Genomic DNA, 12,876 nt, shown 5'->3' with positions numbered 1-12,876 from the left:
GCGGGTCATTTTCGATCCCGCACGTTTTTGTTGTCGGACAGGCTTGAAAAAAGAAAAATTGTCAAAAAAAATTTACAATACCTTAATAAATGTGTGCTAAGATTAGAAAGGTTCGTTTGCTGTTCGTGCCTATACTCCATAGCGGACAAAAGGGGATAAACGATGTTCAAGAAGACAAATGTTTTTTTCCAAACTCTCGAAAACATGGCAGGCACCCTGGTTGAAGCGGCCGAGTATTTTGCCAATAATTTGGACAAGCTTTCGGATGCCGCCACCTTTTCCAAAGACATGAAGGAATTGGAAAGCAAATGTGACGCTTATACGCACACGATATACACCGAGCTGAACAAGACCTTCATTACGCCGATCGAGCGGGAGGATATATTGGCACTGATTACGTCGCTGGACGACGTGATGGACGGTATTGAGGCGAGCGCTTCGCGTTTCGAAATGTACCATATTCAGGAACCGGACGAATACATCAGATTGTTCGCGGATAATCTGGTGCGCTCTTCGCATCAGATCAAGAAAGCAATCGGTTTGCTGACGCAGAAGAAGCTGCTGGCGATGCGCGAGCCTTGCATCGCGCTTAACGAGCTGGAGAATCAGGCGGACGATCTGCTGCGGGTATGCATTAAAACGCTGTTCGCCAATGTGACGGACCCGCTTGAAGTGATCAAGCGCAAAGAAATTTACGAACGTCTGGAAGCGACAACGGATTGCTGCGAAGATGTTGCCAATACCCTGGAATCGATTATTATGCGGAATAGTTAATTGAGGAGCCGGGGGTAGCATGGAACTTTACGTATTGTGGCTGGTTGTCTTTCTGGCGCTTTCATTCGATTTCATCAACGGATTTCACGATACGGCGAATGCGATCGCCACTTCGGTTTCGACGCGCGCGATGAAGCCCCGTACGGCGATTTTGCTGGCGTCGGTCATGAACTTCGTCGGCGCGCTGTCGTTTACGGGCGTGGCGAAGATGATCGGCGGGGGCGTGGCCGATCCGGCGAAGCTCGAACATGGCGTTTATATTGTCATTGCGACGCTGATCGCCGCGATTGCCTGGAACCTGATCACCTGGTGGTTCGGCATTCCGTCGTCGTCTTCGCATGCGCTGATCGGCTCGCTCGCCGGCGCGGTGATCGGGGCGGCCGGTTTTGGCGGCATCAACGCTTCGGGCTTTATCGATATTATCAAGGCGCTCATTCTGTCGCCGTTGATCGCGTTCGCTGCCGGTTTCATTATCATGTGGCTGCTGAAGCGGATTTTTGCCAACTCAAGTCCGCATTCGGTGAACAAAGGCTTTCGCTTCTGCCAGATCATTACCGCCTCATTCCAGGCCTTCTCGCACGGTACGAACGACGCGCAGAAGGCGATGGGCATTATTACGTTCGCTCTGGTTGCGGCGGGGATACAGGACACGCTGGACGTTCCGCTATGGGTGAAAATATCCGCGGCGACGGCAATGGCGCTCGGCACTTCGGTCGGCGGCTGGAAAATTATCAAGACGATGGGTACGAAAATTTTCAAAATCGAGCCGATCAACGGGTTCGCCGCAGATATTACTTCGGCAAGCGTCATCCTGTCGGCGACGGTGCTGCACTTCCCGGTCAGCACGACGCATGTCATCACCTCGGCGATACTGGGCGTCGGCAGCGCGAAGCGGTTTTCCAGCGTCAAATGGGGCGTCGCGGGCCGGATTGTTATGGCCTGGTTTATTACGATCCCGATTACGATGGTGTTTGCGGCGCTCGTATTCGGTCTTATCGAAGCGTTGTTTTTGTGATAGTTGCTTCAGGACAGCCTTTTAACGATTCCGGCCGATGGCGCGCGGAACGTTGAAGGGCTTTTTTGCTGGGGGGAATTCCGTCCTGAAATCCGTCTCCTGCGCCGGGAGTGCGACGCCGGAGACGGGCAGGCGGTTGCGAAATCGGGGAATTTTTAGGTTTTTCGGACGGATGGCGGCCGCACATCGGGGCGTCGATAGCATTAGCGTCTGCGCCTGCGCGGACGCGGGGGTCTGCGCTTGTTGCCGGAGCCCGCTGCGGAAGTGGTCTTCCGTCTGCGCCTGCGTTTGCGGCGGGGAGGCCTCCACTCGCCGCTGCTGGCGGCTGTCGCCGTGGCGGTGCTTCCGCCTTTGCCGAATGAACTCCACAGCAATTTGACGATCGGCGCCATTTGCTGTACGCTGTTGACCATCTTTTGCACCTTGGTAACGGTGTTCAGTACGCCGTCGATGCCGCCGATCCGGTCGAGCATGCCTTTCAAATCGGACAATTTGTCAAGCGAAAACAGACCGGTTTTACTCGAACCGGATTTCTCCGCCAGCTTGGCGGCGGAAGACGGTACGACGACCGGCAGCGTTTCGGCCGAATGCGGCGTGACCGGCACGATGTTTGGCGGTCCGAACTGTCCGGGCGTGCCGAACTGTCCGGGCGTGCCGGTTCCCCCGTATGTGTATGGATTGGCAACTCCCGGATATGATTGGGATCCCGATTGCTGGAAGCCGCTACCGAAAGGAACGTTTCGATACTTCATGCGGATCACAACCTTTGGTTTTGATATGATTAGTGTATGGGATAGGCAAACATAAGGATTGGACGAATGCCCCGATCTTGCTGTAATTTATATAGAATGGCTCAGAATGGCTGGCATATCGCAGCGTTCAGGTTCTTCCACTCTGTAAAGCGTGAATACGGTAACGCTTGAATAACGCAAGTAAACCCGATACAATGAGAATATCAGTTCTCGTAGGGGTGAAGCGGTATGCAGCTGAAGAAGCTGAACGACAAGGCGATAGATCAATTATTCGAAGCGATTCTGACATTGAAGACGGTTGAGGAATGTTATATTTTTTTCGATGATTTGTGTACGGTGAACGAAATCCAGTCGCTGTCGCAGCGGCTCGAGGTGGCACGGATGCTCGGCAAAGGCGCGACCTATAATCAGATCGAGGCCGAGACGGGGGCGAGCACGGCGACGATCTCGCGGGTGAAGCGCTGCCTGAATTACGGCAATGACGGATACAAGATGGCGCTCGAGCGCCTGGGACGATGACGCGATGACCCGCAAGACGGAAGGCAGCGGCCCGGGCAGCGCCCGGATCGGGGCCGCAGGCGCCGTATCGGACGGCGCGGTGCGCCCGGAGTTGGGCAGCGCGGATGCAGACGGCGGCGGGATGAGTCTTGATTGCCTGCCATCCGGCGGCAAACCCGGCCGTTCGGGCAAGCCCGGCGTGCTTGTCATCAGCCACGGCTCGCGGGAAACCGGCTGGGTGCGCCTCGTCGAGGAGGCGGTCGCTGCCGCGGCCGCAAGCGACCGGCTTCAAGGAGTGCCGGTCGTATGTTCGTTCCTGGAGCTGGTCGAAGGCCGTCTCATCCAGGACGGCATCGACCGGCTGGCGGCGCTCGGTGTGACCGAGCTGTTCGTGCTGCCGCTGTTCGTCTCCTCCGGCAGCACCCATGTCGACGACATCGGGCAGGCGTTCGGCATGCCGCCGGTCGGCGAGCGCGCGGGCGAGCTGGAGCGGTTCCGCATCGGCTCGATGCGGGTCACTTGCGGCGATCCGATCGACGACGATCCGGACATCGCGGAGCTGCTGTACGCGAATATTCGCGAGCTGTCCGCCGATCCGGAGCGGGAAGCGGTGCTGCTGATCGCTCACGGCAGCGGGGAGCCGGCGTTCCACGAGCGGTGGCAGCGCGGCATGCGGCTGCTCGCCGATCGCGTCCGGACACTTGGCGGATTTGCGCGTGCGGAGACGGCGATGCTGTTGCCCGATCAGGCGGCCTCCCGGATGGAGGAACTGCAGCGGGACCCCGTGGTGGAGTCGGTACTCGTCGTGCCGCTTTTTTTGAGCGCGGGTTATTTTACGCAGAAGGTTATTCCTTCCAGACTGAATGGGTATTTCTATAAATATAACGGCAAGCCGTTGCTGCCCCATCCGTACATTGTCCGCTGGATGGAGCGCCGCGCCGCGGCATGGCTTGAAACGTTGGAGGTGAGCGCGGTTGACGAACAAACGGGCCAGACTGATCTATAACCCGACGTCCGGTCGGGAAGAGATCAAGCGGAAGCTTCCGGATATATTGCAGCGGCTGGAGCTTGGGGGCATCGAGACGAGCTGCTACGCCACGATGGGAGAAGGAGACGCTGTGCTGGCCGCCTCCGACGCGACGGAGCGCGGCTTCGATCTGATTATTGCGGCCGGCGGCGACGGTACGCTGTACGAAGTGATCAACGGCTTGGCGGAGAAACCGAGCCGTCCGCCGCTCGGCATTTTGCCGCTCGGGACGACAAACGACTTTGCGCGAGCGCTCGGCATTCCGCGGCATTGGGAATATGCCTGCGATCTCATTCTTCAGCAATATACCCGGAAGATCGATGTCGGCAAGGCGAATCAGCGTTATTTTATCAATATCGCCGGCGGCGGTTCGCTGACGGAATTGACGTACGAGGTGCCGGCGAAGCTGAAGACGATGATCGGGCAGCTCGCGTATTATATGAAAGGATTGGAGAAGATGACCCGCCTCCGTCCGACCGAGCTGCGGATCGAAGCGCGCGGGCATGAGGAGATCGAAGGCGAATTTCTGATGTTTCTGATCTGCAACAGCAATTCGGTCGGCGGGTTCGAGAAGCTGGCGCCGGATGCGGATCTGGACGACGGGATGTTCGAGGTCATTCTCGTGCGCAAGTGCAATCTCGCGGAGTTTATCCGGCTGACGACGATGGCGCTGCGCGGCGAGCATCTGAACGATCCGCATGTCGTCCATTTCCGGTCGGATCAAATCCGCATTACGTCGCCGGACTATGTGCAGATTAACCTGGACGGCGAATACGGCGGCACGCTGCCGTTCACGTTCGAGGTACTGCCGCGGCATCTGGACATTTTCGTGGATGAGCTGGGCGAATCGACCTACCAGCGCGTACGGATTTAAATTGATGAAAGAGATGGATGGTACAAGATGAAGCAGCCGGTTCCGGTAAGCAAAAACGAAGAAGTCGTCGTCGACATCGAAGGGTTGACGCATGACGGCGAAGGGGTGGGGCGCGCGAAGGGCTTCACCCTTTTTGTGCGGGACGCGCTTCCCGGAGAGCGCGTGCGGGCGAAGGTGCTGAAGGTGAAGAAAACGTACGGCTACGCCAAGCGGCTGGAGTTGCTCGCTGCAAGCCCGGACCGGGTCGACGCGCCGTGCCCGATCTTCCGGCAATGCGGCGGCTGCCAGTTGCAGCATATGGCTTATGACGCGCAGCTGCGCTGGAAAAGACAGCATGTCATTGACAGCTTGGAGCGGATCGGGAAGCTGCGGGTGGCGGGCAGCGGCTCGGGCGCGGCAGGCAGCGGTGCGGACGGCGTGACGGATAGTTCTTTTGAAGGGGCGATAGGGTCAGAAAGATCGAAAGGTTTGGAAACGGGCGAAAAGGCGATTACGGGCGGCAACGGGGTTGCCTTGGCAGGAGCGGAGGCGGGGGCGACACCGACAGAAGCAGTGTCACCAGCGGGAGTTGCGTCATCGGCGGGAGCTGCGTCATTGGCGGGAGCTGCGTCACCGGAGACTTCGGCGCCGGGCATGTCCCCTTCGGGTGCGGCGGCTGCCGCAGCAGGCATCGTCGTCCATCCGACGATCGGCATGAACGAGCCTTGGCGCTACCGCAACAAGGCGCAGGTACCGATCGGCATGGCGATGGCCGATCTGGAGAATGGTGCGGCCGGAAGCTTGATCGGCGGCTTCTATGCGCAGGGGAGCCACCGGATTATTGACATGGACGAATGTCTGATCCAGCATGAACGCAACGACGAAGTCGTTCGTCAGGTCAAGGCGATCGGGCGCCGGCTCGGCGTAAGCGCCTATGACGAGAATACCGGACGAGGTCTGCTAAGGCATGTTATGGTCCGGACCGGATATGCGACCGGCGAAGTGATGGTCGTGCTCGTGACGAACGGCGACCGCATCCCGCGCGTGGACGAATGGGTGGCAGGCATCCGCGAGGCGGTGCCGGCGGTGAAAAGCATTGTGCAGAACGTGAACAAGCGGAACACGAACGTGATCTTCGGCGATGTGACGCGGGTGCTGTGGGGGAGCGACGTCATCTATGACGAGCTGGACGGCATCCGGTTCGCCATCTCGGCGCGGTCGTTCTACCAGGTCAACCCGGAGCAGACGGTGGTATTGTACCGCAAAGCGGTCGAGTATGCGGGGCTGACGGGGACGGAAACGGTCATCGACGCATACTGCGGCATCGGCACGATATCGCTGTTCCTTGCGCGCCAGGCCGGCCGCGTGTACGGCGTAGAAGTCGTGCCGGAGGCGATCGAGGACGCGCGGCGCAACGCCGAGCTCAACGGTATCCGCAACGTGGAGTTCGCGGTCGGCCTGTCCGAGGAAGTCATGCCGCGCTGGCGCGAGCAGGGCGTCGAGCCCGACGTTATCGTCGTCGACCCGCCGCGCAAAGGCTGCGACGAGGCGCTGCTGCAGACGATCCTCGCCATGCAGCCGAAGCGCGTCGTGTACGTGTCGTGCAACCCGTCGACGCTGGCCCGCGACTTGCGCGTGCTCGAAGACGGCGGCTACCGAACCGTCGAGGTGCAGCCGGTGGATATGTTTCCGCATACAGTGCATGTGGAGTGTGTATCGTTGCTACAACGCCAAACTTTATAGAAATCCTTAGTTTTAAGCACTTTCACAAGCATTTCGTTTTTGTATCAGATGGTGAAAAAACTAGAAATAAGATACTCAAAAATCACATTACTGTTTCGGTGGTAATTAATCTGGGGTGTGGGAACACAAGAAAATAATAATTTTAAATTAAATAGATTCTATTGTCTATAGACGTTCAATTAAAATGAGCGTCTTTTTTTTATGCCTAAAAATTAAGAATAGAGGTGACATATGAAATACAACATTATTTATGCTGATCCACCGTGGCAATATCGACAAAATAAAGGAAGTGGAGTGGCAGAAAATCATTATCGCACAATGAGCTTGAAAGACATTTGTAATCTACCTATTAATACTATCTCTCACAAAGATAGTGTTTTATTTTTGTGGGCAACCTTCCCTATGTTACAAGAGGCGTTAAAAGTTATCGCTGCATGGGGGTTTACGTTCAAAACAGTTGCTTTTGTTTGGGTGAAACAAAATAAATCAGGGAATGGCTTTTTCTTTGGCTTGGGTCACTGGACACGCTCGAATGCTGAAATTTGCTTATTAGCTGTAAAAGGTCGTCCCAAAAGAGTATCGAAGAGGGTTCATCAGTTAATTGTTAGCCCAGTCGAAGGACACAGTAAGAAACCAGACATCGCTAGAGAACAAATTGTAGAACTGATGGGAGATTTACCACGCATTGAATTGTTCGCCAGACAAATTTCTCCAAATTGGGATGTGTGGGGAAATGAAGTGGAAAGTAGTCTTTCTTTAGAAAAGGGTAGCTTATGACAAATTTTAGCGTGTGGTAATTAGCATCCGTCACGCTCTTTTATTGGCAAAACAATGAGGGGAGTGGTTTCTTTGGAAGGAAATGAAGAAAAGGTGATGGAATGGATAGACGATCATTTTGTTTTAAATGAGATTGAGATTGAAGACTTTCCGTTTTTTCCTTACGGGAAATTGATACGTGACAAACAAGGAGAGACGATGGTTGTTTTTTGGTGTGTGATTTATGGACGTGTAGATTATCGTTTTCAAGAAGCGTAAGGAGTGATTACAATAAACATTTCTCGTTCTCCTCCCTTCTTACTTTGATTCCCACATTGATGCATAAGTGAAAATAAAAATAAGAAAAGAGGTAATAGATAATGGAATTGAAACATGTTATTCCAAACATGGAAAAGACTTTTGGAAATTTAGAATACGCAGGAGAAGGGAAAGTCGAACAGCGACGGATCAATGGACGTATGACTACACTGTCTCGCAGATATAACCTATATTCCGATATTCAACGTGCAGATGATATTGAGGTGATTCTCCCACAAGAGGCTGGGGAAAAATTCTTTGAAGCCGAGGAAAATGTCAAGTTGATAAACCCACGTATTACCGCAGAAGGTTATAAAATTGGGGATCGTGGTTTCACAAATTATATCTTACATGCAGATGACATGGTAAAAGCATAAGGAGGAAAAAGAAATGAGATTAGCACAAGGAATTGTAATCGATAAAGAAAAGACATTTGGCTTATTAAAATTTTCTGCATTACGACGCGAAGTGTTTCTTCAAAACGAAGATGGTACAGTATCATCAGAAGTAAAGGAACGCACCTATGATTTAAAGTCTCGTGAACAAGGGCGCATGATTCAAGTGAGTATTCCTGTTTCTGTTCCATTGAAAGAATTTGATTATAATGCGGAAGTAGAGCTTATTAATCCTGTCGCAGATACTGTTGCAAATGCAACATTCCGTGGTGCGGATGTCGATTGGTACATTAAGGCGGATGATTTGGTTTTAAAGGGAAAAGCAGTAACGGAAGGCGGTAATGATTCAAAACCTGCGCCAACTAAGGATAAATAATGAGGAATTTCCGAAGACGAGGGAAACGCATTAAGGAAAAAGATGCTTCTCTCGTTTTTCAATTTGTATTCTTTGGATTGTCTAGCGTATGGCTCGTTTCCTTTATCCCTTTTCATCTGTCATTTTTACTCTCTACCACGTGGAAATTGGATGTGTTTCAAGCACACTTTATCAGCACGTATGGATTGGTGACCTTGTTAATAAGCCTAGCTGTAACCGCTGGATGCGCGTATCTCTATTATCGCTATCGATATGACAAAATAAAACAAGTTATTCACCGTCAAAAGCTTGCAAAAATGATTCTGGAAAATGGCTGGTACGAAACGAAACAAGTTACACAAGAGAGCTTCTTTAAGGACATTCCATCCAATAAAACAAAGGAAAAAATCAGTCATTTTCCAAAGATGTATTATCGGTTTGAAAAAGGGTTGCTTTATATTCAAGTAGAAATTACACTCGGAAAATATCAAGAACCACTTTTAAATTTAGAAAAGAAATTAGAAAGTGGCCTGTATTGTGAATTGGTATCAAAAGAGTTACATGATTCCTATGTGGAGTATGTTCTTTTTTATGATATGATTGCGAACCGTATTTCGATTGATGAAGTTGTTGCACAAAATGGACGCTTAAAGCTCATGAAGTCAATGGATTGGGAGTATGATAAGCTTCCCCATATGTTAATTGCTGGTGGAACAGGCGGAGGAAAAAGCTATTTTATTCTTACATTGATTGAAGCGCTACTCAAAACAGATGCAAAATTGTATATTTTAGATCCGAAAAATGCCGATTTAGCCGACTTAGCTACCGTTATGCCTGATGTGTACTACAAAAAGGAAGATATGATAACCTGTATCGATGAGTTTTATGAATCTATGATGGCTCGTAGTGAAGAAATGAAACAGATGCCTAACTATAAGACAGGAGAAAACTATGCTTATTTAGGCTTATCTCCTCACTTTTTAATTTTTGACGAGTACGTGGCATTTATGGAAATGCTTGCTTCTAAGGAAAATACAGCGGTGTTAACCAAGCTAAAACAAATTGTTATGTTAGGACGACAAGCTGGATTTTTCCTTATTCTTGCCTGTCAACGGCCAGATGCAAAATATCTTGGAGATGGGATTCGAGATCAGTTTAATTTTCGGGTTGCTTTAGGTCGTATGAGTGAGCTCGGATATGGAATGATGTTTAGCAGCGACGTGCAAAAACAGTTTTTCTTAAAACAGATTAAAGGTCGTGGCTATGTCGATAAAGGGGATAACGTTATTTCTGAATTTTATACACCGCTTGTCCCAAAAGGACATGATTTTCTAAAAGAAATTGGTAAATTAGCGTCATAAAGGCTGCCCAGCGCTGCGGTGTGCGAAGCGAAAACCGCTGTGCTGGGCGAAGCCTGCGTGGCGATAGCCACGCTTTACCCCCCGTTTCTAACAGGGGGGTAGAAAAACAATAGGAAACTGTTCCAAAAGCCGAACAAAGCTTGATGGCACAACGGTTTGAAGCATATGAAGAAGATGTCAGCTTTTAGACTTTAGTTGACATCTTTTTTTAGTTTGGAGGGATGCGCATGAATCAAGAAACTTGGTATCAACAATTAAGAGAAAAACGAATGGAATACGGTGTATCACAAAATAAATTGGCTGTTCATGTAGGTATTTCAAGACAATATATTAGTGAAATTGAAACAGGAAAAGTGACTCCTACTCAGACATTACAAAATACTTTGTTCAATGTTTTAGAACAGTTTAATCCAGACGCTCCTTTAGAAATCTTGTTTGATTATGTGAGAATTCGCTTTTTAACAACCAATCCAAAGCCTGTCATTGAAGAGATTTTGAAATTGAAAATGGAATACATGTTACATGAAGATTATGCGTTTTATTCTTACCTTGAACAATATGTCTTTGGCGATATTGTGGTGATGGTTTCGCCTGATGAGGACAAAGGTTGTTTACTCGAACTCAAAGGAAAAGGATGTAGGCAATTTGAAAATTTTCTACTAGCCCAACAGCGAACGTGGTTTGATTTTTTTATGGATGTGTTTCGCGTTGGTGGCGTATTTAAACGAATTGACCTTGCGATAAACGATAAGACAGGTATATTGGATATTCCGTTTCTAACTCAAAAATGCCGAAATGAAGAATGTATCTCTGTGTTTCGTAGTTTTAAAAGCTATCGTTCTGGTGAATTGGTACAAAGCGAAGAAAAGCCTGATATGGGCAATACGTTATATATCGGTTCGTTAAAAAGTGATGTATACTTCTGCGCCTATGAGAAGGATTACGAACAATATGTAAAGCACGGCACATCACTGGAAGATACAGACACCAAGAACCGTTTTGAAATTCGTTTAAAGAATGATCGTGCCTATCATGCGGTTGTAGATTTAATGGTGTATGAAGATGCTGGACGAACTGCCTTTTCGATTATTAATCGGTATATTCGTTTTGTCGATAAGGACGAGAAAAAACGTCGTAGTAGTTGGAAAATCAATAAAGAATGGCAACGATTTTTAGATTTAGGTGTAAACAGAAAAATCTCATTAACCACAAAACCTGAACCTTATACGTTCGATAAAACGCTCAGATGGTTAGCTCGACAAGTTGCCCCTATTTGGAAATTAGCGACTAAACTTGATGAAATCAATCAAACGACTGTGATAAAAGATATGTTAGATCGGGCAAAGTTAACCAAGCGTCATCAACAATTGTTGATACAACAGGCGCTTGCGACAGAAGAAGTAATTAAATGATAGATTAGAGAGATTCCATGAAACTATTGAAATTGATTTTGTTTACCGTTATTGGTGGAGTGTTTCTAAGTATTAGAAGATGGAAGGAGAAAGAAAAATGAATTTTGGTCAAAATTTATACAACTGGTTTTTAAGTAATGCACAGTCTTTAGTATTGATGGCAATTGTTGTGATTGGAATTTATTTAGGATTTAAGCGTGAGTTCTCCAAATTGATTGGCTTTTTGATTGTTGCGTTAATTGCGGTGGGATTAGTTTTTAATGCAAGTGGAGTGAAAGATGTATTGTTAAGCCTATTCAATCGAATCATAGGGTCTTAAATTGTACCGTTTTTTTTGTAAAAGATAAGTGGTGTTCTTATGTTTTACAAAAAAATGGTGGACCAAACGGTAGTGCGGTAGGGATAAACAATTCAATTTAGTGTATCAACAGATAAAATGTTGATGCTTTTTTTATGTCTATTTTTAAGAAAAGGAAGTGCATAATATGGAAATGCAAGTTTACATTGCCAACCTCGGAAAATACAATGAGGGAGAATTGGTTGGCGCTTGGTTTACGCCACCTATTGATATAGAAGATATGAAAGAAAAAATCGGTTTAAATGGGGAATATGAAGAATATGCCGTGCACGATTACGAGTTGCCGTTTGAGATTGATGAATATACACCAATCTCTGAAATCAATCGTTTATGTGCCATGGTACAAGAATTAGAAGGCTCTCCGATTTATCATGAACTTTCTGAAATTCAAAGCTACTGGTTTGATAGTTTGGAAGAACTAATGGAACATCAAGACGATATTATTTGTTATGCCGATTGTGAGGATATGGAAGATGTGGCTCGTTATTATGTAGAAGAAACAGGAATGCTTGGTGAAGTACCCGCTAATTTGCAAAATTATATTGATTATCGCGCACTAGGTCGAGATTTAGAGATTAATGGAGAGTTCCTCGTCACTCCACATGGCGTATTTGAGTATATAAAATAACAAGTCCTTGCTATAATTAATCTATTAAATATAGCTAGGAGAATACACTATGTCGAAGAAATCGAAAGAGAAGTTCGGGAAAATTGTATATTTTGATGAGCAAGCAGCTGTAGATTTATTGGAGTTAGAAAAAGAAGGTATGGAATCTGTAGTAATCAAAAAACTAAATGAGACAGCAGCTCAAGTGGAAGCAGGAGCATCTGTAAATAAGGGTATATTTAATTTTGCTAGATTAAAACTATCTGGAAATGCTTCCCATCAGAAAAACAATATTATTGAAACTCAAATTACTAGTACTTTAATTAGTAGCTTTATGGATATAATCAAAACTAATCAAAAAATTACTAAATTAGAGAATCATCAACTTATTATACCTAAGGATTCTTCTGCATATTTTAGGAATTTAGTCCCTATACTGCATATGATTGATGATATTAATAAATTAAATACTTTAAGCGCTGAAGATAAAGAAAACTTCAGCGGTATCAATATTAAAGGAATTGAGGATACCCTAGATTCACTTTCAGGATATTACGATCTTCTTTGTATATGTAAAAATGGCAAGAAAAAAATCGTAAGGTTTAATATTGCAGGATTACGAAATAATTATAATCCTGAATTTCGAAAGTAC

At 47.8% G+C, this 12,876-nt stretch carries 16 protein-coding genes; 15 read left to right on the top strand and 1 reads right to left on the bottom strand.

Going from position 1 to position 12,876, the window contains the following annotated elements; all coding sequences use genetic code 11:
* The first annotated feature begins 162 nt into the window (after window positions 1-162).
* Complete coding sequence (locus ABEV74_RS21480; RefSeq protein WP_062495959.1) at window positions 163-774, top strand: DUF47 domain-containing protein; 612 nt, start codon at window positions 163-165, stop codon at window positions 772-774.
* A 19-nt stretch (window positions 775-793) separates the two neighbouring features.
* Window positions 794-1,789 (top strand): inorganic phosphate transporter, encoded by a 996-nt coding sequence (locus tag ABEV74_RS21475; protein ID WP_430149466.1) that lies wholly within the window; start codon window positions 794-796, stop codon window positions 1,787-1,789.
* Window positions 1,790-1,992: 203 nt separating this feature from the next.
* Here the strand turns inward: ABEV74_RS21475 and ABEV74_RS21470 are convergent, their stop codons facing one another.
* The gene (locus ABEV74_RS21470; protein WP_430149463.1) at window positions 1,993-2,541 is read right to left on the bottom strand and encodes a hypothetical protein; all 549 of its coding nucleotides are present in this window, start codon (window positions 2,539-2,541) and stop codon (window positions 1,993-1,995) included.
* Window positions 2,542-2,769: 228 nt separating this feature from the next.
* Here ABEV74_RS21470 and ABEV74_RS21465 point away from each other — a divergent pair, with 228 nt between their 5' ends.
* The 13 genes from ABEV74_RS21465 to ABEV74_RS21405 form a co-directional block, all read left to right on the top strand.
* A complete protein-coding gene (locus ABEV74_RS21465) occupies window positions 2,770-3,060 on the top strand; it encodes a YerC/YecD family TrpR-related protein (RefSeq protein WP_062495954.1) in 291 nt (96 codons plus the stop codon).
* Window positions 3,061-3,064: 4 nt separating this feature from the next.
* Window positions 3,065-4,045: a sirohydrochlorin chelatase gene (locus ABEV74_RS21460; protein ID WP_430149460.1), complete on the top strand. Its 981-nt coding sequence runs from the start codon at window positions 3,065-3,067 to the stop codon at window positions 4,043-4,045.
* A complete protein-coding gene (locus ABEV74_RS21455; protein ID WP_062495951.1) occupies window positions 4,014-4,940 on the top strand; it encodes a diacylglycerol kinase in 927 nt (308 codons plus the stop codon). The genes ABEV74_RS21460 and ABEV74_RS21455 overlap by 32 nt, the downstream gene beginning before the upstream one ends.
* Window positions 4,941-4,967: 27 nt before the next feature.
* Window positions 4,968-6,662, top strand: a complete 1,695-nt coding sequence (gene rlmD / locus ABEV74_RS21450) for a 23S rRNA (uracil(1939)-C(5))-methyltransferase RlmD (protein ID WP_430149457.1) — start codon at window positions 4,968-4,970, stop codon at window positions 6,660-6,662.
* Window positions 6,663-6,893: 231 nt separating this feature from the next.
* Window positions 6,894-7,439, top strand: a complete 546-nt coding sequence (locus tag ABEV74_RS21445) for an MT-A70 family methyltransferase (protein WP_061785315.1) — start codon at window positions 6,894-6,896, stop codon at window positions 7,437-7,439.
* Between the two features lie 72 nt (window positions 7,440-7,511).
* The gene (locus ABEV74_RS21440) at window positions 7,512-7,697 is read left to right on the top strand and encodes a hypothetical protein (protein ID WP_230199682.1); all 186 of its coding nucleotides are present in this window, start codon (window positions 7,512-7,514) and stop codon (window positions 7,695-7,697) included.
* A gap of 101 nt (window positions 7,698-7,798) precedes the next feature.
* Entirely contained in the window at window positions 7,799-8,113 is a 315-nt protein-coding gene (locus tag ABEV74_RS21435; RefSeq protein ID WP_033826676.1) for a YdcP family protein, read from the top strand.
* Between the two features lie 13 nt (window positions 8,114-8,126).
* On the top strand, window positions 8,127-8,507 hold the full coding sequence (locus ABEV74_RS21430) for a YdcP family protein (protein WP_061785316.1): 381 nt from the start codon (window positions 8,127-8,129) through the stop codon (window positions 8,505-8,507).
* On the top strand, window positions 8,507-9,847 hold the full coding sequence (locus tag ABEV74_RS21425; protein ID WP_341165689.1) for an FtsK/SpoIIIE domain-containing protein: 1,341 nt from the start codon (window positions 8,507-8,509) through the stop codon (window positions 9,845-9,847). Before ABEV74_RS21430 ends, ABEV74_RS21425 begins: the two co-directional genes overlap by 1 nt.
* A gap of 227 nt (window positions 9,848-10,074) precedes the next feature.
* Window positions 10,075-11,259 (top strand): MobT family relaxase, encoded by a 1,185-nt coding sequence (gene mobT / locus ABEV74_RS21420; protein WP_061785318.1) that lies wholly within the window; start codon window positions 10,075-10,077, stop codon window positions 11,257-11,259.
* A 97-nt stretch (window positions 11,260-11,356) separates the two neighbouring features.
* The gene (locus ABEV74_RS21415; protein ID WP_061785319.1) at window positions 11,357-11,578 is read left to right on the top strand and encodes a hypothetical protein; all 222 of its coding nucleotides are present in this window, start codon (window positions 11,357-11,359) and stop codon (window positions 11,576-11,578) included.
* A gap of 166 nt (window positions 11,579-11,744) precedes the next feature.
* A complete protein-coding gene (locus ABEV74_RS21410) occupies window positions 11,745-12,245 on the top strand; it encodes an antirestriction protein ArdA (protein WP_061785320.1) in 501 nt (166 codons plus the stop codon).
* Between the two features lie 49 nt (window positions 12,246-12,294).
* Window positions 12,295-12,876 (top strand): DUF6414 family protein (locus ABEV74_RS21405; RefSeq protein WP_430149452.1); only part of this gene is annotated, 582 nt, incomplete at its 3' end.

The organism is Paenibacillus cisolokensis (assembly GCF_050481165.1).
GTDB classification, from domain to species: Bacteria; Bacillota; Bacilli; order Paenibacillales; family Paenibacillaceae; genus Paenibacillus_AH; species Paenibacillus_AH cisolokensis.
Note: the sequence above shows the minus strand (reverse complement) of the source record. Positions and strands in the feature narration are given on the sequence as shown.